The 19783-nt window shown below is 64.5% G+C and carries 23 protein-coding genes; 14 read left to right on the forward strand and 9 right to left on the reverse strand.

Annotated elements, in window-relative coordinates; translation table 11 throughout:
* Positions 1-61: 61 nt before the first annotated feature.
* From DFO58_RS02180 to DFO58_RS02200, 5 genes are all read left to right on the forward strand, one after another.
* On the forward strand, positions 62-859 hold the full coding sequence (locus DFO58_RS02180; protein ID WP_047120814.1) for a thiazole synthase: 798 nt from the start codon (positions 62-64) through the stop codon (positions 857-859).
* Positions 856-2016, forward strand: coding sequence for a ThiF family adenylyltransferase (locus DFO58_RS02185; RefSeq protein WP_113606504.1), 1161 nt, complete (start codon positions 856-858; stop codon positions 2014-2016). The genes DFO58_RS02180 and DFO58_RS02185 overlap by 4 nt, the downstream gene beginning before the upstream one ends.
* A 36-nt stretch (positions 2017-2052) precedes the next feature.
* Positions 2053-2589: a GNAT family N-acetyltransferase gene (locus tag DFO58_RS02190; RefSeq protein ID WP_120989191.1), complete on the forward strand. Its 537-nt coding sequence runs from the start codon at positions 2053-2055 to the stop codon at positions 2587-2589.
* A 154-nt stretch (positions 2590-2743) separates the two neighbouring features.
* Complete coding sequence (gene typA / locus DFO58_RS02195; RefSeq protein ID WP_047119578.1) at positions 2744-4651, forward strand: translational GTPase TypA; 1908 nt, start codon at positions 2744-2746, stop codon at positions 4649-4651.
* Positions 4632-5066, forward strand: coding sequence for a hypothetical protein (locus DFO58_RS02200; RefSeq protein WP_120989192.1), 435 nt, complete (start codon positions 4632-4634; stop codon positions 5064-5066). Before typA ends, DFO58_RS02200 begins: the two co-directional genes overlap by 20 nt.
* Positions 5067-5127: 61 nt before the next feature.
* Here DFO58_RS02200 and DFO58_RS02205 read toward each other — a convergent pair whose 3' ends face one another.
* The 3 genes from DFO58_RS02205 to DFO58_RS02215 all read right to left on the reverse strand — a co-directional run bounded on the left by DFO58_RS02205 (position 5128) and on the right by DFO58_RS02215 (position 7340).
* On the reverse strand, positions 5128-5637 hold the full coding sequence (locus DFO58_RS02205) for a helix-turn-helix domain-containing protein (RefSeq protein ID WP_053798461.1): 510 nt from the start codon (positions 5635-5637) through the stop codon (positions 5128-5130).
* A 77-nt stretch (positions 5638-5714) separates the two neighbouring features.
* Positions 5715-6989: a glycosyltransferase gene (locus tag DFO58_RS02210; protein WP_053798460.1), complete on the reverse strand. Its 1275-nt coding sequence runs from the start codon at positions 6987-6989 to the stop codon at positions 5715-5717.
* Between the two features lie 102 nt (positions 6990-7091).
* Positions 7092-7340 carry a hypothetical protein gene (locus tag DFO58_RS02215; RefSeq protein ID WP_047119574.1) on the reverse strand — a complete coding sequence of 83 codons (249 nt, stop codon included), beginning with the start codon at positions 7338-7340 and terminating at the stop codon, positions 7092-7094.
* 211 nt (positions 7341-7551) lie between these two features.
* Between DFO58_RS02215 and fdxA the strand changes: the two genes are divergently transcribed.
* The 4 genes from fdxA to DFO58_RS02235 all read left to right on the forward strand — a co-directional run bounded on the left by fdxA (position 7552) and on the right by DFO58_RS02235 (position 11137).
* Positions 7552-7875 (forward strand): ferredoxin, encoded by a 324-nt coding sequence (gene fdxA / locus DFO58_RS02220; protein ID WP_047119573.1) that lies wholly within the window; start codon positions 7552-7554, stop codon positions 7873-7875.
* A 10-nt stretch (positions 7876-7885) separates the two neighbouring features.
* Positions 7886-9001 (forward strand): succinyldiaminopimelate transaminase, encoded by a 1116-nt coding sequence (gene dapC, locus DFO58_RS02225; protein WP_053798459.1) that lies wholly within the window; start codon positions 7886-7888, stop codon positions 8999-9001.
* A 98-nt stretch (positions 9002-9099) separates the two neighbouring features.
* Positions 9100-10380: a citrate synthase gene (locus DFO58_RS02230; RefSeq protein ID WP_047119571.1), complete on the forward strand. Its 1281-nt coding sequence runs from the start codon at positions 9100-9102 to the stop codon at positions 10378-10380.
* 205 nt (positions 10381-10585) lie between these two features.
* The gene (locus tag DFO58_RS02235) at positions 10586-11137 is read left to right on the forward strand and encodes a hypothetical protein (RefSeq protein WP_047119570.1); all 552 of its coding nucleotides are present in this window, start codon (positions 10586-10588) and stop codon (positions 11135-11137) included.
* Positions 11138-11218: 81 nt separating this feature from the next.
* Here the strand turns inward: DFO58_RS02235 and dapD are convergent, their stop codons facing one another.
* Complete coding sequence (dapD, locus tag DFO58_RS02240) at positions 11219-12175, reverse strand: 2,3,4,5-tetrahydropyridine-2,6-dicarboxylate N-succinyltransferase (RefSeq protein ID WP_047119569.1); 957 nt, start codon at positions 12173-12175, stop codon at positions 11219-11221.
* 73 nt (positions 12176-12248) lie between these two features.
* Here dapD and dapE point away from each other — a divergent pair, with 73 nt between their 5' ends.
* Positions 12249-13334: a succinyl-diaminopimelate desuccinylase gene (dapE, locus tag DFO58_RS02245; RefSeq protein ID WP_053798458.1), complete on the forward strand. Its 1086-nt coding sequence runs from the start codon at positions 12249-12251 to the stop codon at positions 13332-13334.
* A gap of 75 nt (positions 13335-13409) precedes the next feature.
* On the opposite strand, the gene DFO58_RS02250 is transcribed toward dapE, so the two are convergent.
* The 4 genes from DFO58_RS02250 to DFO58_RS02265 all read right to left on the reverse strand — a co-directional run bounded on the left by DFO58_RS02250 (position 13410) and on the right by DFO58_RS02265 (position 16608).
* Positions 13410-14237, reverse strand: a complete 828-nt coding sequence (locus DFO58_RS02250) for an amino acid ABC transporter permease (RefSeq protein ID WP_053798457.1) — start codon at positions 14235-14237, stop codon at positions 13410-13412.
* On the reverse strand, positions 14234-14914 hold the full coding sequence (locus DFO58_RS02255) for an amino acid ABC transporter permease (RefSeq protein ID WP_047119566.1): 681 nt from the start codon (positions 14912-14914) through the stop codon (positions 14234-14236). The genes DFO58_RS02250 and DFO58_RS02255 overlap by 4 nt, the downstream gene beginning before the upstream one ends.
* 102 nt (positions 14915-15016) lie before the next feature.
* Positions 15017-15847 carry a glutamate ABC transporter substrate-binding protein gene (locus DFO58_RS02260; RefSeq protein ID WP_047119565.1) on the reverse strand — a complete coding sequence of 277 codons (831 nt, stop codon included), beginning with the start codon at positions 15845-15847 and terminating at the stop codon, positions 15017-15019.
* A 29-nt stretch (positions 15848-15876) separates the two neighbouring features.
* Positions 15877-16608, reverse strand: coding sequence for an amino acid ABC transporter ATP-binding protein (locus DFO58_RS02265; RefSeq protein WP_183043108.1), 732 nt, complete (start codon positions 16606-16608; stop codon positions 15877-15879).
* A 177-nt stretch (positions 16609-16785) separates the two neighbouring features.
* Here DFO58_RS02265 and DFO58_RS02270 point away from each other — a divergent pair, with 177 nt between their 5' ends.
* The 3 genes from DFO58_RS02270 (at position 16786) to DFO58_RS02280 (ending at position 18214) form a co-directional block, all read left to right on the forward strand.
* Positions 16786-17568, forward strand: coding sequence for a TIGR00730 family Rossman fold protein (locus DFO58_RS02270; protein WP_053798455.1), 783 nt, complete (start codon positions 16786-16788; stop codon positions 17566-17568).
* 4 nt (positions 17569-17572) lie between these two features.
* Positions 17573-17923 (forward strand): DivIVA domain-containing protein, encoded by a 351-nt coding sequence (locus DFO58_RS02275; protein ID WP_053798454.1) that lies wholly within the window; start codon positions 17573-17575, stop codon positions 17921-17923.
* Between the two features lie 123 nt (positions 17924-18046).
* Positions 18047-18214, forward strand: coding sequence for a DUF3117 domain-containing protein (locus DFO58_RS02280; protein ID WP_082123932.1), 168 nt, complete (start codon positions 18047-18049; stop codon positions 18212-18214).
* An 81-nt stretch (positions 18215-18295) separates the two neighbouring features.
* Here DFO58_RS02280 and DFO58_RS02285 read toward each other — a convergent pair whose 3' ends face one another.
* Positions 18296-18946 carry a class I SAM-dependent methyltransferase gene (locus DFO58_RS02285; protein ID WP_183043086.1) on the reverse strand — a complete coding sequence of 217 codons (651 nt, stop codon included), beginning with the start codon at positions 18944-18946 and terminating at the stop codon, positions 18296-18298.
* Positions 18947-19094: 148 nt separating this feature from the next.
* Between DFO58_RS02285 and sigE the strand changes: the two genes are divergently transcribed.
* On the forward strand, positions 19095-19718 hold the full coding sequence (gene sigE, locus DFO58_RS02290) for an RNA polymerase sigma factor SigE (protein WP_120989194.1): 624 nt from the start codon (positions 19095-19097) through the stop codon (positions 19716-19718).
* Positions 19719-19783 lie beyond the last annotated feature (65 nt).

Genomic DNA, 19783 nt, shown 5'->3' on the forward strand with positions numbered 1-19783 from the left:
ACCAGTGCAGAGCAGCACGCAGAACACCACTGAAACCACCACCGCCGCGGACCTCACCGAGCTGGATGCCGTCAACGACGCCTTCGAAGTGGCAGGGCGCAGCTTCGGCTCCCGGCTGATCCTGGGCACCGGCGGGGCCACCTCGCTGAGCACCCTGGAGCAGGCGCTCGCGCTCTCCGGCACCGAATTGACCACGGTGTCCATCCGGCACTACTCGGCCGGCGGCTCGGCCAGCGTGTACGAGCTGCTGCAGCGCCACGGCATCGCCGCGCTGCCGAATACCGCTGGCTGCTTCACCGCCCGCGACGCGATCCTCACCGCCCACCTGGCGCGCGAGGCGCTGGAAACGAACTGGGTGAAGCTGGAGGTGATCGCCGACGAGCACACCCTGCTGCCCGACCCGCTGGAGCTGTTCGCCGCCGCCGAGCAGCTGGTCGCCGACGGCTTCGAGGTCTTCGCCTACACCAACGACGACCCTGCGCTGGCCGCCCGGCTGCAGGACGCCGGGGTCGCGGCGGTCATGCCGGCCGGGGCGCCCATCGGCTCCGGGCTGGGCATCCTGAACCCGCACAACATCGCCACCATCGTCTCCCGCGCCACCGTCCCGGTGATCCTGGATGCCGGGGTGGGTACCGCTTCCGACGCCGCGAAGGCGATGGAGCTGGGCTGCGACGCGGTGCTGCTGGCCAGCGCCGTGACCCGCGCCCACAACGCCCCGCTGATGGCCGCCGCGATGCGCGACGCCGTGCGCGCCGGACGCGCCGCCCGGCTGGCGGGGCGCATCCCGGTGCGCGACACCGCGCTGGCCTCCTCCCCGGGCGAGGGAATGATGCAGGCGCTGATCGGGGACTTCTCGTGAGCGGCCGCGCACCGCTGGTCGCACCGCGCACCGCGCTGGACCCTGCCCAGCTGGCCCGCTATTCCCGGCACCTGACCCTGCCCGGGGTCGGGGAGGAAGGCCAGCGCCGCATCGCCGCCGCGCGCGTGCTGGTCATCGGCGCCGGGGGACTGGGCAGCCCGATCTCCAGCTACCTGATCGCCGCCGGGGTGGGCACGCTGGCGGTCATGGACGACGACACCGTGGAGCTGTCCAACCTGCAGCGCCAGATCATGCACCGCCAGTCGGACGTCGGGGCGCGCAAGGTCGACTCGGTGCCCCGGCTGGCGGCGCAGCTGAACGACCAGGTCCAGGTGGTTCCCCTGGGGCAGCGGCTGACCCCGGACAACGCGCTGGAGCTGTTCGCCGGCTACGACCTGGTGATCGACGGCAGCGACAACTTCGCCACCCGCTACCTGTCAAACGACGCCGCCGAGCTGACCGGAACCCCGCTGGTGTGGGGCACGCTGTTCCAGTTCTCCGGCCAGGTCTCGGTGTTCGACCCGCGCACCGGGCCGATGCTGCGCGACCTGTTCCCGGAGATCCCGGACGCGGACTCGGTACCCAGCTGCGCCGAGGGCGGCGTGTTCGGCGCGCTGTGCGGGGTGGTCGGCTCGATCATGGCCGTCGAGGCGCTGAAGCTGATCACCGGAACCGGTGAAACCCTCTCCGGCAAACTCTGGCTCTACGACGCGCTGAGCGCCGGGGTGCGCACCCTGTCCTTCGAACGCGACCCGCAGCGTGCCCGGGTGCGCAAGCTGGGGAACTACGCGCAGGAATCCTGCGCCCTGGCCCCGGCCGTTGGCCAGTTGGGCGCGGCGGAGCTGGAAACCCTGCGAGGCAGCCAAGCGGCGCCGGGCCGGGTGCTGGTCATCGACGTGCGCGAGGACTGGGAACGGCAGATCGCCGCCATCACCGGCAGCGTGCACGTGCCGCTGGATCAGGTGCTCTCCCGCGGCTGGGACGCGATCCCCGCCCAGGGCGCCACCCACGTGGTGCTCGCCTGCAAGAGCGGGGCCCGTTCGCTGCGCGCCGCCCAGGCGCTGGGCCCGCAGCCGGCCGGGGCGCAGGTGCTGAACCTGTCCGGCGGCACCCTGGAGTGGTACCAGCAGGTGCGCGGCGAGGCGCTGGCCTATTGACGACGCGGGCCAGCGGCCGGCTGGGATACTGGATCCATGGACGTATTGGGCGAACTGGCGTTTCGCGAACTCACCGACGCCGACGAGCAGCAGGCCATCGACGCGCACCACGCGCTGCTGGCCGACGACTTTGAATTCCTGCCCTCCTGGACGGAGAAGGGAAACTGGGCGGACTACGTGTACCGGATGAATGCCGGGCGGCGCGGGGAGCACGTTCCCGAGGGCTGGGTCCGCTCGGCCCTGTTCGTCGCGGTGGACCAGGACGGCTGGCTCCTGGGACGGGTGTCGGTGCGCTACGCATTGAACTCCTCCCTGCAGCATCTGGGCGGGCACCTTGGCTACGGGGTGCTGCCCGAGGCGCGCCGGCAGGGAGTCGCCGGGGCGCTGTGCCGTTTCGGGCTGGACGAGCTGAGCGCTGCCGGGGTCCAGAGGGCGCTGATCACCTGCGCCGCCGGCAACGTCGGATCGCGCGCCACCATCCTGCGCTGCGGGGGAGTTCCCGACGCGCAACGCCCTCAAGTCGTTGACGGGGACGGAACCGCCCACCTGCGATTCTGGGTGCCGATCGCCTGAACCCGCGGGTTCACCCGGATGTTGCGTGCTTTTTTCTGTATGTTTTGACACACCTCCCCGGTTGGCTTGCCATGAGAGCGTAGAATAAATAGCTGGGTCGACTTTGGCCCCGACTCCATTGACCCTTAACTCGAGCAGAAGTGAGCCTTCACGCATGTCAGATAACATCACGAGCCGCGAAGAACTGCGCAACGTAGCAATCGTTGCGCACGTCGACCACGGCAAGACCACCATGGTCAACGCAATGCTTCAGCAGACCGGCGCTTTCGACAGCCACGGTGAAACCGAAGACCGCGTGATGGACTCGGGCGAGCTGGAGCGCGAAAAGGGCATCACCATCCTTGCCAAGAACACCACCGTGTTCTACAGCGGCCCGGCCGCCAACGGCAAGCAGATGACCATGAACATCATCGACACCCCGGGCCACGCCGACTTCGGCGGCGAGGTCGAGCGCGGCCTGTCCATGGTCGACGGCGTGGTGCTGCTGGTTGACGCTTCCGAGGGCCCGCTGCCGCAGACCCGCTTCGTGCTGCGCAAGGCCCTGGCCGCGAATCTTCCGGTGATCATCGTGGTCAACAAGACCGACCGCCCGGATGCCCGCATCGACGGCGTCATCTCCGACTCCATGGACCTGCTGCTGGGCCTGGCCTCCGACCTGGCCGACGAAGCACCTGACCTGGACCTGGACGCCATCTTGAATGTCCCAGTCGTCTTCGCCTCGGGCAAGGCCGGCTACGCCTCGATGAACCAGCCAGCCGACGGCTCGCTGCCGGACAACGAGGACCTCGAGCCATTGTTCGAGACCATCATCAAGCACGTTCCTGCCCCGACCTACACCGAGGGTGAAGTGCTGCAGGCCCACGTGACCAACCTGGACGCCTCGCCGTTCCTCGGCCGCCTGGCACTGCTGCGCATCTTCAACGGCACCCTGCGCAAGGGCCAGCAGGTTGCCTGGGCCCGCCAGGACGGCACCCAGAAGCAGGTCAAGATCACCGAGCTGCTGGCCACCAAGGGCCTGACCCGCGTTCCAGCCGAATCGGCCGGCCCGGGCGAGATCGTCGCAGTCGCCGGCATTGAGGACATCATGATCGGCGAGACCCTCACCGATCTGGAGAACCCGAAGCCGCTGCCGCTGATCACCGTCGACCCGCCGGCAATCTCCATGACCATCGGTATCAACACCTCGCCGCTGGCCGGCAAGGTCAAGGGCGCCAAGGTCACAGCTCGCCAGGTCAAGGACCGCCTCGACAAGGAACTGATCGGCAACGTATCGCTGAACATCCTGCCGACCGAGCGTCCGGATGCCTGGGAAGTCCAGGGCCGTGGCGAACTGGCCCTGGCCATCCTCGTGGAGCAGATGCGCCGCGAAGGCTTCGAGCTGACCGTGGGCAAGCCGCAGGTTGTCACCAAGATGATCGACGGCAAGGTCCACGAGCCGATGGAGCACATGACCATCGACGTGCCGGAAGAGTACCTGGGCGCCATCACCCAGCTGATGGCTTCGCGCAAGGGCCGCATGACCAACATGGCCAACCACGGCACCGGCTGGGTCCGCATGGAATTCATGGTTCCAGCCCGCGGCCTGATCGGCTTCCGCACCCGCTTCATGACCGAAACCCGCGGCGCAGGCATCGCCTCCTCCCTGGCCGAAGGCTATGAGCCATGGGCAGGCCCGATCGAGTACCGCATCAACGGCTCGATCGTCGCCGACCGCGCCGGCGTGGTGACTCCGTTCGCCATGATCAACCTGCAGGAGCGCATGAGCTTCTTCGTGAAGCCGACCGAAGAGGTCTACGAGGGCATGATCGTGGGCGAGAACTCGCGCGCCGATGACATGGACGTGAACATCACCAAGGAAAAGAAGCTCACCAACATGCGTGCGGCTTCCTCGGACTCGTTCGAGAACCTGACCCCGCCGCAGACCCTGACCCTGGAAGAGTCGCTCGAATTCGCCCGCGAAGACGAGTGCGTCGAGGTCACCCCGGAGGCCATCCGCATCCGCAAGGTGCTGCTGAACGCGAACGATCGCGCCAAGGCATCCCGTGCCCGCGCTCGCGCCTAGCAAGCGACCTGCCACTGGCGGCAGCCTCGGCGCGCTGTGGCGCGCGGTGGTTGCCGCCCTCGCGGCCGGCTTGTTCGGCACCGGCATCCAGGCCTCGCTGTTCTACGCGGGCGACACCCCGATCATCTGGGGTGTCGGCCTGGCCTGGCTGCTGCTGGGGCTGCTGGTCTACTGGGCCGTCGTGGCCTCGGGCAAGATGTGGGCCGGCGCGGTGGCATTCATCGGCTGCTATGTCACGGTGGGAGTGATCTCCTACGTCGGCAACGACCAGATGCTGCTCAGCGCGGGATACTTCAAGTTCCTGCCGGGCCCGACGCTCGCGTCGCTGCTGTGGATGTACGGCATGGTCATCCCGGCGGTCATCGCCCTGATGAGCGCGCTGCGGGTGCTGCGCAAAGCCAACCGCAAGGCATAGAAAAATGGTGTTCCTCCCCTCGGGAGGAACACCATTTTTCTTTTTGGCGGCTAATCCGCGTCTAATTCTCGGTGCGGCTGTTGCCCGTCAGATCCAGATGATGGGCCAGGAAGAGCGAGGTGGGCACGCCGTCTTCTTCTGGCTCGCGCATCGCATAGTCCTCGATGACCGCGCGCAGCCGGGCCATCATTTCCTTCTGGGACTTCTCGCCGAGCTTCAGCCCCACGCGGACCACCTGCATCTCCTGCGGGGTCAGGCCGTTGATTTCCTGCAGGAACGTATCCACCAGCAGCGGGGCCGCGTCCGGGATGCGGGTGCCCCAGGAAAGCTTGGTGCTGCGGTAGGGGACTTCCTTGGCGCCGCGGTTGCCCTTGCGCGGCTCCTCGGCTTCCAGGAAGCCGTTGCTCACCAGCGTGCGCACATGGTGCAGCGAGGTCGCCGGATTCAGTTCGAGGAGGTCCGCGATTTCCTTGTTGGTCCGCGACTCGTGCAGGCACAGGCGCAGGATCCGCAGTCTCAGCGGGGAACTGAGCGCGCGTGCACGGGCCTGGACAAGCTCATCGGTTGGCATGATGCCAGCATACGCGAAAACCGCTCAGTGATTGGCAGTTTCAAATCACATGTCGCGCAGCGGGCCAAGCCTGCGGCCTACGGTACCCGCGGGGATGCGCCCGGCGCGAGCGACTCGATCAGCCCTGCGGCCCTCGGCGCCCCGCCCAGCCGATGCAGCTGGTCGCCCACGGCGGCGGTCCTGGTCCGGAAGCCTGGTTCGGCGAGAATCGAGCGCACCGCCCTCAGGATCTTCCGCGGCGTGGGAGTTCCGGTGCGCAAGTCGAGACCCAGGCCAGCACAGGCGACGCGGGCTGCGACCTCGGGCTTGTCCAGGGTGCCGCCGGCCACCACCATCGGCACGCCCGCGGCGGCCATCTGCAGCACCCCGCCCCACCCGCCGTTGGTGACGGCGCAGGATGCCAGCGGCAGCAGGTCACCGAACGGCAGGAACTCGTGGACCCGGGCGTTCGGCGGGATCCGCTGCACGCTCCGGCCCGCCGAACTGGCCACCACCAGCAGGTCCTCGTCCCGCAGCGCGTCCAGGGCCGGTTGCAGCAGCTCTTGCGGGTCGGTGTTCAGCGTCCCCTGGGTCACCAGCACCACGGGCCCCTTGAAGGACCGGACTTCCCGCAGCCAGTCCGGCTCGGGGCCGGCGTGAACTATCGGCCGGGCCAGCAGCCCCGCGTAGTGCACGTACCCGGGAAGATCCGGGCGGGGGAACTCGATGCCGGGCGCTCCATGGGCGATCGTCAGCTGCGTGGAGAATCCTGCCTGTCCGAACAGCTGGTGCTCCGGCAGCCCGGCTTGCTTGCGCACTTCGGCCAGGGCGGCGTCCAACGGGCGCATCACCCGGCGGGTGACCCGGCGCAGGAGCGCATCCCTGGCATGGCCAAGGGCTCCGGGCAACGGCTGCAAGCCCATCTCCGACGGCGGCAGGTTCCGGCTGGGCAGCGACAGGGGAAGTACCGAGAGGCTGGCCCACGGCAGGGACTGGAGTTCCGCCAGCATTCCGGCGCCCAGCATCATCTGCTCGCCGACCAGGATGTCGAAGGGGCGCGCGGCGTGGGCCCGTCGCAGATCGTCGAGCTGGCCAGGGGCATTGCCGATGAACACGTGCTCCAGATTGGCGAACACCGCTCTGCGGCCGGTGGATGGCAGCTGGGGAAAGGACGCGGCGAGGTTGCGTTCGTCGTAGTCGGTGGCCGCCTGCCAGGGCAGGATGCGGCAGCCCAGCGCTTCGAAGTCCCGGGCGTAGCGCCGTCCGGTATAGGCGGTGACCCGGTGCCCGCGCAGGAGCAGCGCCTCGGCTACTGCGAGGGTGGGGCGGACATGTCCGGCGAACGGCGAGGACGCCACGAGGATATGCGCCATGCTCTGCTTTCGGCCTCCGGATCCTGGATGGCGGGAAGGAGCTGGAGGCGCTGCGCCGGGCTCCCGCTGGAATCACAGGGTACCGCGGAGCTCGGAGGGTTGCTAGGCTCCGGGAGTCCTGGGCGAGCGGCTGCGCCGCACGGGAGCCGGCGGGATGCGCTTGGCGTGCGTGATGGCTGAACGCCGCACCGCGACCGGGCCGCTGCGGGTCTGCAGGACGATCTGGGTGTCGGAGACCTGCAGGACCGTTCCCAAGGCGTCGGTCAGCGACTCTCCCGCATCGGTCTGCGTTGCGAGCCGGTAGCGCAGCACAATGCGATCGTCGGTGGTCAACTCGTTGAAATTCAGCATTTTGAAGTCACGATCCGTAAAAAGAATTCATCTACCGCGATGCTAGCCGAAATGTGAATCGTCGGTTACGTCACAGGTGAACGAGGGGGTCTTGGTTGTCTTGGCAACAGGACTAGACTGTAGTTTGAGCTTGTCCCGGATTCAATGAGCATCTTGTGATCCAACAGGCTTTTGTTGAAACCACTTTGTGCAAGGAAAGGTCGCAGCTCCCGTGACTTACATCATCGCTCAGCCGTGCGTCGACGTTAAAGACAAGGCGTGCGTCGAAGAATGCCCGGTTGATTGCATTTACGAAGGCGACCGTTCGCTTTACATCCACCCGGACGAATGCGTGGACTGCGGCGCCTGCGAGCCGGTGTGCCCGGTGGAGGCCATCTACTACGAAGACGACGTGCCGGACGAGTGGGCCGACTATTACAAGGCAAACGTCGAATTTTTCGACGAGCTTGGCTCGCCGGGCGGCGCCGCTAAGATTGGAAACACCGGCACCGATCACCCGCTGATCGGCGCCTTGCCACCACAGAACCAAGGCTAGGTTTCGCTTCATGCTTCAGCTCCCCGATTACCCCTGGAACCAGCTCGCGCCATACCGCGAGCTGGCGGCGCAACACCCAGGCGGGGTCGTGGACCTGTCCATCGGCACGCCGATCGACGACACGCCGCAGATCATCCAGGACGCGCTGGCCTCGGCCGCGAATTCCCACGGCTACCCGACGACCCACGGAACCACCGAAGTCCGCCAGGCGATTGTCGACTGGTTCGCCCGCCGCCGCAACGTGACCGGGCTGGGACTGGACGACGTGATGCCCACCGTGGGCTCCAAGGAAATGGTGGCCTGGCTGCCGTTGTTCCTAGGCCTCGGGGCCGGCGACATCGTGGTGCGTCCGAAGATCGCGTACCCGACCTACGACATCGGCGCGCAGCTGGTGGGCGCCACCCCCGTCGCGACCGACGACCTGTCTGAACTGACCGACGAGCAGCTGGCCAAGGTCAAGCTCATCTGGGTGAACTCCCCGGGCAACCCGACCGGCAAGGTCCGCGATGTGCAGGACCTGGCCGACATCGTCCGGCAGGCCCGCGAGCTGGGCGCCGTGGTGGCCTCGGACGAATGCTACGCCGAACTGGGCTGGGACGACGTCCGCGGCCAGGTGCCGAGCATCCTTGACCCTCGCGTCAATGGGGGAAACCTCGATAACCTGTTCGCCCTGTACTCGCTGTCCAAGCAGTCGAATCTTGCCGGCTACCGCGCGGCCTTCATCGCCGGTGCGCCGAATCTCATGCCTGAGCTGGTCAACAGCCGCAAGCATACCGGGATGATCGTCCCGGGCCCGATCCAGCACGCAATGGTCGTCGCCCTGGGCGATGAAGAGCATGTCAGGGTGCAATACGATATCTATCGGGCGCGCCGCGAAGCGCTGGCGCCGGCGCTGCGGAACTTCGGACTGCAGATTGATGATTCGGTCGCCGGCCTGTACCTCTGGTGCACCGAGCAACGGCCAAGCTTCGAAACCATCCAGCGCCTGGCTGAGTTGGGAATTGTCGCAGGTCCCGGTGTTTTCTACGGTACCGCCGGCGAGCAGCACGTACGCATCGCACTGACGGCCAGCGATGAGAGGATCGCCGCTGCCGTTGAGCGCTTGAATTCTTCCGTCAACCGCTGAACATGACACCCTGATTAGCGCCATGGGGACATATCACGGTATGTTCTAGGATGACGACTGACCTTTCGGAACTACACGCTTTCCGGTTAGGAGATGCAATGACAGACACGACGTCTGCACAGCTACAATTCAACGGGTCCAATCTCGAACTGCCGGTTATCCCGGCTACCGAGGGCAACAATGGATTCAACGTAGCACCACTTTTGAAGACCACCGGTAACGTCACTTACGACCCTGGCTTCATGAACACCGCGGCTACCAAGTCCGCAATTACTTACATCGATGGCGATGCCGGCATCCTGCGTTACCGCGGATACCCGATCGAGCAGCTGGCAGAGCACTCCAGCTTCACCGAGGTCTCCTACCTGCTGATCAACGGTGAACTGCCGACCCCTGAGCAGCTGGCGAACTTCGATGGCAGCCTGCGCCGCCACACCCTGCTGCATGAAGAGCTCAAGGGCTTCTTCGGCGGCTTCCCGCGCGATGCACACCCGATGCCGGTGCTGTCCTCGGCCGTTTCGGCCCTGTCGACCTGGTACCAGGATTCGCTGGACCCATCGGACAACGAACAGGTTGAGCGTTCGACCCTGCGCCTGCTGGCCAAGCTGCCGGTGCTGGCGGCCTACGCCCACAAGAAGTCCATCGGTCAGGCTCTGCTGTACCCGGACAACTCGATGAACATGGTCGAGAACTTCCTGCGCCTGTGCTTCGGCACCGCCGCCGAGCCATACGAGCTGGATCCGGAAATGGTCAAGGCACTTGACCTGCTGCTGATCCTGCACGCAGACCACGAGCAGAACTGCTCTACCTCCACCGTTCGCCTGGTCGGCTCCTCGGACGCCAACCTGTTCGCTTCGGTGTCCGCAGGCATCCACGCTCTGTCCGGCCCCGCCCACGGCGGCGCCAACGAGGCAGTGCTGCGCATGCTGCGCGACATCAAGGCCCAGGGCATCGCTCCTGAGACCTTCATGGAGAAGGTCAAGAACAAGGAAGACGGCGTCCGCCTGATGGGCTTCGGCCACCGCGTGTACAAGAACTACGATCCGCGCGCGAAGATCATCAAGCAGACCGCCCACGACCTGCTGGCCAAGCAGGGCAACAACGAGCTGCTCGATATCGCGATGAGCCTTGAAGAGAAGGCACTGAACGACGATTACTTCATCTCGCGCAAGCTCTACCCGAACGTGGACTTCTACACCGGGTTGATCTACACCGCGATGGGCTTCCCGGAGAAGATGTTCACCGTGCTGTTCGCCATCGGCCGCCTGCCGGGCTGGATTGCCCAGTGGCGCGAAATGATCAGCGATCCGGAAACCAAGATCGGCCGTCCGCGCCAGCTGTATATGGGCGAAACCGCCCGCAACTACCCGGGCGTCTAAGACCGCCAGGTAGCCTGTACCCAGCCGTTGGGCCGGGACTCCATCCGCAATGGGGTCCCGGCCCAACGCTGTTTTAACCCCGGAATCAGGCGTATTGTGTCGTTATGGGGATGCTTTCGACACGTCGGCATGTCAGGTGGTTTGGATGTATTTTCGTCGTGGTAATAACTGGTCGCTGAGCATATATACAGATCCTCATCTGCTGATGGCCCTGTATCTGCGGGAGCTGGCAGGCGTGAATCCCGCCGAGGTAGGTCCGAACTGCAGACTCGAACCGGACGTGAAGGAACGCACCGGTTCGCATTCAGAGCATGGGCAGATCAAGCAGGAATGGAGCTCATGGTGGGATTCGCTGACAACTCGCGATACCTCCCCGCAAACTCCGGTCCAGGTTCCTGATAATCTCTTGGAGTGGCTTGAGGTCAACGGGTATCCCGAGCTAGCCCGGCTGGCCCGGCCGCACTACGGCCAGGCAACGTTGTTCGCCCACCAGCATGCCGAAGACTTCGAGCGGCGCAGCCAGGACTACATCCCGGACCGCATGGACGAAATTGAACAGCTGCTGATCGAACGGGGCATCGAGCATGCGCCGGTTGCGGAGGAAAAGCAGATCAACGTGATTGAGGTGCCCCTGAAGGAGCCGAGGGCCTGGCTGACCGGAGGATCCACGATCCTGGCCAGTTCGGCGCTCCTGCGCGACTCAACGGCATTTCAGGGTTTTCTCCAGCCCATGGTCACCATCATCTTTCCGATTTAGCCGAATGCGCTGCAGGAGAAAAGAGGCCGGAGAACCCGCATGGTGGGGTTCTCCGGCCTCGATATTCGGTGCAGCGCCAGCCTAGTTGGCGTGCAGCGCGTCGTTCAGCTCCACAGTCTGGCCTGCGCGCGGCAGGGCCTCGACGGCTCCGGAAATCGAGTTGCGGCGGAAGAGCAGATTCGGCACGCCGGAAAGCTCCAGGGCCTTGACGGTTTTCCCGCCGAGGGCGATACGGGTGCCGGCGGTGACGTACAGGCCGGCCTCCACTACCGAGTCGTCGCCGATGGAAATACCCACGCCTGCATTGGCTCCGAGCAGCACACGTTCGCCGATGACGATGCGCTCCTTGCCGCCGCCGGAGAGTGTGCCCATGATGGACGCGCCGCCGCCCACGTCCGAGCCGTCGCCCACGACGACCGAGGCGGAAATGCGGCCCTCGACCATGGAAGCGCCCAGGGTTCCGGCATTGAAGTTCACGAAGCCCTCGTGCATCACGGTGGTGCCCGCGGCCAGATGCGCGCCGAGGCGGACGCGGTCAGCGTCGGCGATGCGCACACCCGATGGCATGACGTAGTCGACCATGCGTGGGAACTTGTCCACGCCGTACACGTCGACGTTGCCGCGGCTGCGCAGCTTCAGCCGGGTCATTTCGAAGTTCTCGACCTGGCACGGGCCGAAGTTGGTCCACGCCACGTTGGCCAGGTGGCCGAAGATGCCGTCCAGGTTGATGGTGTTCGGCTGCACCAAACGGTGCGAAAGCAGGTGTAGGCGCAGCCACACATCGGCGGTATCCGCCGGGGCGACGTCCAGGTTGATGGTCAGGGACACGACCTTCTGCGTGGTGCCGCGGGCGGCATCGTCGGCCGCGGCGGCGGCCAGTTCGCCGGCGAGCTGTTCTGCTGCTGCGAGTTCACCGAGCGTAGGTGCCGGGTACCACACGTCCAGGACGGTGCCGTCGGCGGCGATGGTGGCAAGGCCGTGGCCTGATGCCAATCGTACGGAGGATTCGCTGGATGAGGTCACAGGTTCTGAAGTCATACACTGATCGTATCGCTGATGGGAAAGGTAACGTTGTTAGATGACAAGCTAGTGAAGCGATGATTGTAGGACCATGAATACCGTGAACGACCTAGACCTGCGGCAGGACGTTGCAGTGCTGACTGAGCAGCTCATGAACATCAATTCGGTCTCCGGCAATGAGCAGGAACTGGCCGACAAGGTGCACGCCGCGCTGCTGGAATTCGACCACCTCCAGGTGCATCGTGATGGGGACTCGATCGTCGCCCGCACCAACCTGGGCCGCGACCGCCGCGTCGTGTTGGCCGGACACCTGGACACCGTGCCCTTGCCACGCACCGACGGAGCCAGGGGCACCGTCCCGGCGCAGGTGATCGACGGGGTGCTCTACGGGCGGGGCGCCACCGACATGAAGGGCGGGGTCGCAGTGCAGCTGGCGCTGGCCGCCGAGCTCACCGAGCCGAAGCACGACATCACCTACATCTTCTACGACCACGAGGAAGTCGCCGCATCCAAGTCCGGCCTGGGACGCCTGGCCCGCAACAGCCCCCAGCTGCTGGCCGCCGACTTTGCGATACTGCTCGAGCCCACCAACGGCACGGTGGAAGGCGGATGCAACGGCACCAGCCGCTTCGTGATCCGCACCCACGGCACCGCCGCGCATTCGGCCCGCGCCTGGATGGGGCACAACGCGATCCACGATGCCTCTCAGGTGCTGCGCCGGCTGGCCGAGTATCAGCCGCAGACCATCAACGTCGAAGGCCTGGAATTCCGCGAGGGCATGAACGCGGTGCGCATCGCCGGGGGAGTGGCCGGCAATGTGATCCCGGACCACTGCGAGGTGGAGGTGAACTACCGCTTCGCCCCGGACAAGACCCTGGAGCAGGCCGAAGCCGTGGTGCTGGAGCTGTTCGACGGCTTCGACATCGAACGCACCGACGGCTCCAACGGCGCCCGCCCAGGCCTGGACCAACAGATCGCCGCCGAGCTGATCTCCATCCTGGGCCAGGAGCCCAAGCCGAAGTACGGCTGGACCGATGTCGCCCGCTTCTCCGCCCTCGGCGTTCCCGCGGTGAACTTCGGCCCCGGGGATGCGCTGCTGGCGCACTCCGATGACGAACACGTGCCGCAGCAGGCGATCCGGGACTGCCTGTCCTCGCTGCGCTCTTGGCTCGGCTAGGCGCGAAGATTAAAGACCTCGGGTCACGTTCCGCAAGGGAACGCGACCCGAGGTTTTTGTGCTGTCGGCGAGGAATCAGAGCTGGCCGCGCGAGCTGAGCCGCGAGGACACCACGGAAGCCAGCTTGGACAGGGCGAAGTTCAGGATGATGAAGATCGCCGCAACGATGACCAGCGACTGGAACATGTTCGAGTTGCCGGTACCCACCAGCTTGCCGTTGAACAGCAGCTCGTTGAAATTGATGATGTAGCCCAGCGCGGAGTCCTTCAGGATCACGATGAACTGGCTGATCAAGGCCGGCAGCATGGCGGTCAACGCCTGCGGGATCTCGATCAGGCGCAAGCTCTGGCTGCGGGTCAGGCCGATGGCGATGCCCGCCTCGCGCTGCCCCCGCGGCAGCCCATGCACGCCCGAGCGGATCAGCTCGGCAATGACGGAACCGTTGTACAGTGTCAGGCCGATGACCACCGCGTAGAACGGCGAATCCTGCGGTTCCACCCAGCCGGAGCGGGCGAGCATGATCCACAGGAACAGCATCATCAGCAGGACCGGGACCGCACGGAAGAACTCGACGACGATCGTGCTGATCCAGTCGATCACCTTGTTGTGGGACAGGCGCCCCATGCCGAAGATGAAGCCGAAGATCAACGAGGTCACGATGGAGATCGCGGCCGCCTGCAGGGTCTTGAGCAGACCCGGCAGGATGAAGTTGCTCCAGACCCCGCCCTTGAGGAAGACATTCCATTTCTCCGGTGCCAGTTGTCCTGCGGAGTTCAGGCCGAGGACCAGATAGACGAGCAACCCCAGCAGGGCGAGCACACCGAGGATGTTGATCAGCAGGATGCGCCGCTTGGCCTTGGGCCCCGGGGCGTCGAAGAGGACCGACTGCTTTGCCGCGCTCATCGTGCCACCGCCAGCTTCTTGGACAGCCAGGTCACCAGTATGCCGATCGGCACCACGATGACCACGAACATGAGGGCGATGGTCAGGAAGATCAGGATGCCCTGATCGGCCCGGTACTCGATCATGGTCTTCATGAGGCCCGAGATCTCGGCCACGGAGCCTGCCAGGGCGACCGTGGTGTTCTTGATCAATGCGATGAGCACGTTGCCCATGGGAACGATGGCCCCGCGGAATGCCTGCGGGAGAATGACCAGCCGCGCGGCCGGCAGGAAGCCCAAGCCGATGGCGCGGGCGGCTTCGGCCTGGCCCAGCGGAACGGTGTTCACGCCCGAGCGGATGGCTTCGCAGAAGAACGCCGCATGGTAGATGGTCAGGCCGATGATGGCGATCTGGAAGAAGTTGAAATTGAAATCATCGGACAGCTGGAGCTGGAAGACGCCGAACAAGACCAGGACGCCGAAGGTCATGATGATGGTCAGCGGGGTGTTTCGGAAGATGTTTACATAGGCGGTGCCGAATGCTCGCAGGCTGGGGATTGGCGAAATTCGCATGATTGCGAGAATCGTGCCCAGGATTGCGCAGGCAATAAACGCCCAGAAGGTGAGCTGCAGGTTGGCCCAGAAGGACTCCATGATGCGCGCACCGTATTCATCCCAAAGACTCAAATAGCCTTGCACGGCTTGTTCTCCTTGGTAGATGGATGAGCTGGTTGCCTGCGGTGCTGCACCCGGGCTTCGCAGTCCGGTGCAGCACCGCAGGTCGGGGGTCTAGCTAAGAAGTTAGCTGCAGGCTTCGAACTTGGTTGGCGGGTTCAGATCCGAGGCCTTGTAGCCGGTGCCCTCGGTGTTCTTGTCCAAGGCCTTCTGCCACTCGCCGGAATCGATCATCTTCTTGATCGCCGTGTTGATGGACTCGCACTTGTCGTTGGTCTTGTTCAGACCCACGCCGTACGGCTCCTCGGAGAATGGGTTGCCGACAACCTTGAACTTGCCCTTGTTGGCGGAGGTCGCTGCCAGGCCGGCGAGAATGATGTCATCGGTGGTGATGGCGTCGATGCTGCCGGTCTCCAGCAGGCCCAAGCAGTCTGCGTAACCCTGCTGCTCAACCAAGCTCACACCGGGTACGTCCTTCTTGACGTTCTCGGCCGAGGTCGAGCCGGTGACCGAGCACAGCTTCTTGCCGTTCAGCGAGTCCTTGCCGGTGATCGAGCTGTCATCGGCGCGGACCAGCAGATCCTGGCCGGCGATGAAGTACGGGCCGGCGAACGCGACGCGTTCCTTGCGCTTGTCGTTGATGGTGTAGGTCGCGAAGATCATGTCGACCTGGTTGGTCTCCAGCAGGGTTTCGCGGTTGGCCGACGGGGCCGAGACGAATTCGATCTTGTCTTCCGAGTAGCCCAGCTCGTTGGCCACGTACTTGGCGACATCGACGTCGAAGCCGGTGTAGGAGCTGCCGTCCTGGAAGCCGAGGCCCGGCTGGTCGAACTTAATGCCGATGCGAACCTTGTCGCCGCCTTCGTCGCCGGCGTTGTCAGAGCCGCCGCAGGCGGTCAGGGTCAGAGCCGCGACGGCCGCCATTGCAGCAATTGCGCCAAAACGATTTTTCCGCATTGTTCCTCCTGGTGAGTGGGTGATGAGAGCTAGTGGTTGGTGATGAGCTTGCCGAGGAAGTCCTTGGCTCGCGCACTCTGGGGATTGGTGAAGAATTCTTCCGGGGTGGCCTGTTCGACGATCTGCCCGTCTGCCATGAAAATCACGCGGTCCGCGGCCTTGCGGGCGAAACCCATCTCGTGGGTCACCACCAGCATGGTCATGCCTTCACGGGCGAGCGAGACCATGGTGTCCAGGACCTCGTTGATCATTTCCGGGTCCAGCGCACTGGTCGGTTCGTCGAACAGCATCACCTTCGGCCGCATGGCCAAGGCGCGCGCGATGGCTACACGCTGTTGCTGGCCGCCGGAGAGCTGAGCCGGCAGCTTGGCTGCCTGGTTGGCGACGCCGACGCGTTCGAGCAGCTGCATGGCCAGCTTGTCCGCCGCGGATTTCTTCATGCCCTTGACCTTGATCGGCCCGAGGGTCACGTTCTCAAGGATGGTCTTGTGCGCGAAGAGGTTGAAGGACTGGAACACCATGCCGACATCGGCCCGCAGCCGGGCCAGCGCCTTGCCTTCTTCGGGAAGCTTCTTCCCGTCGATGGTGATGGTGCCGTCGTCGATCGTCTCCAAACGATTGATGGCGCGGCACAGGGTTGACTTGCCGGAGCCCGAAGGGCCGAGGATCACGACAACCTCGCCCTTCACGACATCCAGGTTGATGTCATTCAAGACGTGCAGCGCACCGAAGTGCTTATTGACCCCAACCAGACGGACAATGGGGCCATCAGAAGAAGCTTGAGCCTGATGATCGCTTTTCATGTTCTCGACATTACTCGATGTGACGCACCCTACGCGACTATTCGTTCAGGTCACACCAAGTTGTTATCAAACTGTTCTTAAATACCGTCCCCAAGGTTGACGTGGAACGCGACACGCAGCAGATAGAGTGAAGCTATGGTTCATAAGCGTAAGAGTGAAGAGAGTGCTCGTGCTGGCGGACGGAGGCACGTCGAGGCGAGCTGGCCTGGCAAGAAGTCCGAAGAGCAGCTTGACCGCTACCTGCTTGAGAGCCCGCAACCGGATGTAACGCATACCGATGTGTGGCGCGTGTTGCGCATCCAGTCCGAGTTCGTTAGCGGTTTCGGCACCCTGTCCAGCACCGGCCCTGCCGTTGCCGTGTTCGGTTCGGCGCGCACGGATCCCGACAGTCCTTACTACAAACAGGCCTACCGCGTGGGGGAGCTGCTGGCGAAGGCCGGCGTCACCACGATTACCGGCGGCGGTCCGGGAACCATGGAAGCCGCGAATATGGGCTCGGCTGACGCCGAAGGCATTTCCATCGGTCTGGGAATCGAACTGCCCTTTGAAACCGGGCTGAACGCTTGGGTAAACAAGGGCATCAACTTCCGCTACTTCTTCGTGCGCAAGACCATGTTCGTCAAGTACTCGCAGGGCTTCATCGTCCTGCCTGGCGGTTTCGGCACCTTGGATGAACTATTCGAGGCCCTCACGCTGGTCCAGACGCAGAAGATCACGAGTTTCCCGATCGTCCTGCTGGGCACCGAGTACTGGGGCGGCCTGGTGCAGTGGCTCAAGGACACGGTGGCCAGGGAGCGCTGCATTTCGGAAACCGACCTCGACCTGTTCACGGTGACCGATGATCCGGACGAGGCGGTGCAGATCGTGCTGAACGCAGGGCGTGCGGCATCCAAGCGCCCGTCAATGGACAGGAGCTAGCTGGATGCCGCTTGTACTGGTTTTCCTTGCGCTGCTAGTCGTCGGCGGGACCGCCCTGTTGCTTTCCGGGCGTCGTCGGGCCGCCGATGCGGGGCGTCATTTCGAAGCGGTTCCCGAACCCATCGTGGGTTTGGCGGAGCCGGAAGCCTCGCTGCCGCCGGTGCTGCTGCCCGAGCATCCGCGGGCCACCGATGTCGACAAGGTGCGCTTCTCGCTGGGTCTTCGCGGCTATCGCTGCGACCAGGTGGACGACACCCTGGATGTCCTCGCGGCGGAAATCACCCGGCTGGAAAATGTGATTCGTGACATCGAGTCACGGCGTGTGATTAGCGACACGGCGGAAAATTCGCAATAATAGGAGACAAGTGGCCCCTAATCAGAGATGAATTACACCTGAAGATGGGCCAGGCATGCGGTTGTGCGGACGGCGAATGAACTTGCCGCCCCGTACCAGCCACGGACGAAGGGAATTGCTTACATGGCTGCGATGAAGCCACGCACCGGTGACGGTCCGATGGAAGTCACCAAGGAGGGGCGAAGCCTGATCCTGCGGCTGCCTATTGACGGCGGTGGACGCCTCGTTGTCGAGCTGAACAACGATGAAGCAACTGAGCTGCGCAACTGCCTGGTTGATGTCACCGAATAGCTAGAGCCGCCGGTTCGCAAGCCGGCCGAAACAAGTAAGGACCGACAATCTGTCGGTCCTTTTTGTGGTTGCGGAAGATTCCTAGCGCACCCGGGCCGCCGGCAGCACCGAAGCGACGAACAGCCCCTGCTCGCTGGGCAGCAAATGGGTCTGGATCTTCGGGTCCTCACGCAGCATACGCAGCGCGTCGCGGGTGGCTACGGTGGACGGGCGGCGCACGGCCGGCTTGGACAGCCGGTGCTCGTCGAACGCGTTGTTGATGATGATGACCCCGCGCGGGCCGACCAGCCGCTTGGCTTCGGCCACGTATTCCAGCAGCAGCTCGGCACCTGCGTCGATCAGCACCAGGTCGTAGGCGTGGTCCGCCAGGCGTGAGAGCACGTTCTCGGCCCGCTCGTTGATGATGCGCGCGTGGGCCGACGGAACTCCGGCCTCGCGCAGCGACTGGCGCATCGCATTGGCGTGCTCAAGATTGGATTCGATGGCTGTCAGCGTGCTCTCCGGGCCTAGGACTTCGAGCATGGCCAGCGACGCCACGCCCACGCCGGGGCCGATCTCCACGAGGTTGCGCGGCTGGCGCAGCGAGCAGATCACCTGGAGCATCGAGCGGCCAGCCGGATCGATGCAACGCACGCCCAGATCGGCAGAGCGCTCGCGAACCTGCGCCACGTGCTCCTTCTCGTGGACCTGGGTCTGGGCATAGCTCCAGCTCGCAAGAAGTTCTGGATTCATGGAAGGCATCGGGGGCAAGTCCTAGGGATCGTGCGTATCGGGACAACACCAATGTTACCCACACGACCGGCATTGCCCCGAAGAACTTGATATCCTCCGCGCAGGCGATTCTTAGCTGTAGCTCAGCTTCGGCGCACATACTTTAAGTGTGAATGATGCACAAAATGACTCAGCAGCCACCGTGGCAGTCCTCGAGACTGAGGTTCCGTCCTGGGACCAGATGGTTCACGAGCATGGAGAGCGCGTCTTCCGGCTGGCCTACAGGCTCACCGGAAACCGCCAGGATGCCGAGGACCTGTCGCAGGAGGCATTCGTCCGTGCGTTCAAGGCTCTGGACAAGTACACCCCGGGCACCATGGGCGGCTGGCTGCACCGCATTACCACCAACCTGTTCCTCGATCAGGCACGTCGGAAGAGCAAGATTCGCTTTGACCGGTTTGCCGAAGGATCCGAGGACCGACTTCCAGGAGAGGTGCTCTCCCCGGAGCGCTACTTTGAATTCCACAATCTCGACGTGGATGTTCAGGCGGCGCTGAAGGCGCTGAGCCCGGAATTCAGGGCAGCAATCGTCCTATGTGACATGGAAGGGTTTTCGTACGAAGAAGTTTCCCGCATCCTGGACGTGAAGCTTGGCACCGTGCGTTCACGCATCCACCGCGGACGAGCGATGCTGCGCGATGCCCTGGCGCACCGCAACCCGTCCAACAAGCCGGCCAAGACCATGTCGTTGCCGCGCATTCCGTTGGGCCGCCGCACTGCGGCGCAGGGCTAGGACACCTTTCGGCCGCAACGCCGGTGGCTTAGTGAGTTGGTCTCGGACAAGGTAATCTTGGTGTT

The organism is Arthrobacter sp. AG1021, from assembly GCF_003633665.1.
Lineage (GTDB): Bacteria > Actinomycetota > Actinomycetes > Actinomycetales > Micrococcaceae > Glutamicibacter > Glutamicibacter soli.

Coding starts and splice junctions, on each gene's coding strand:
- DFO58_RS02190 (WP_120989191.1), top strand. CDS start 2,053: ATGGACGTATTGGGCGAACTGGCGTTTCGCGAACTCACCGACGCCGAC.
- typA (WP_047119578.1), top strand. CDS start 2,744: ATGTCAGATAACATCACGAGCCGCGAAGAACTGCGCAACGTAGCAATC.
- DFO58_RS02205 (WP_053798461.1), bottom strand. CDS start 5,637: ATGCCAACCGATGAGCTTGTCCAGGCCCGTGCACGCGCGCTCAGTTCC.
- DFO58_RS02210 (WP_053798460.1), bottom strand. CDS start 6,989: ATGGCGCATATCCTCGTGGCGTCCTCGCCGTTCGCCGGACATGTCCGC.
- DFO58_RS02215 (WP_047119574.1), bottom strand. CDS start 7,340: ATGCTGAATTTCAACGAGTTGACCACCGACGATCGCATTGTGCTGCGC.
- dapC (WP_053798459.1), top strand. CDS start 7,886: ATGCTTCAGCTCCCCGATTACCCCTGGAACCAGCTCGCGCCATACCGC.
- DFO58_RS02230 (WP_047119571.1), top strand. CDS start 9,100: ATGACAGACACGACGTCTGCACAGCTACAATTCAACGGGTCCAATCTC.
- DFO58_RS02235 (WP_047119570.1), top strand. CDS start 10,586: ATGGCCCTGTATCTGCGGGAGCTGGCAGGCGTGAATCCCGCCGAGGTA.
- dapD (WP_047119569.1), bottom strand. CDS start 12,175: ATGACTTCAGAACCTGTGACCTCATCCAGCGAATCCTCCGTACGATTG.
- dapE (WP_053798458.1), top strand. CDS start 12,249: ATGAATACCGTGAACGACCTAGACCTGCGGCAGGACGTTGCAGTGCTG.
- DFO58_RS02250 (WP_053798457.1), bottom strand. CDS start 14,237: ATGAGCGCGGCAAAGCAGTCGGTCCTCTTCGACGCCCCGGGGCCCAAG.
- DFO58_RS02260 (WP_047119565.1), bottom strand. CDS start 15,847: ATGCGGAAAAATCGTTTTGGCGCAATTGCTGCAATGGCGGCCGTCGCG.
- DFO58_RS02270 (WP_053798455.1), top strand. CDS start 16,786: ATGGTTCATAAGCGTAAGAGTGAAGAGAGTGCTCGTGCTGGCGGACGG.
- DFO58_RS02275 (WP_053798454.1), top strand. CDS start 17,573: ATGCCGCTTGTACTGGTTTTCCTTGCGCTGCTAGTCGTCGGCGGGACC.
- DFO58_RS02280 (WP_082123932.1), top strand. CDS start 18,047: ATGGCTGCGATGAAGCCACGCACCGGTGACGGTCCGATGGAAGTCACC.
- DFO58_RS02285 (WP_183043086.1), bottom strand. CDS start 18,946: ATGAATCCAGAACTTCTTGCGAGCTGGAGCTATGCCCAGACCCAGGTC.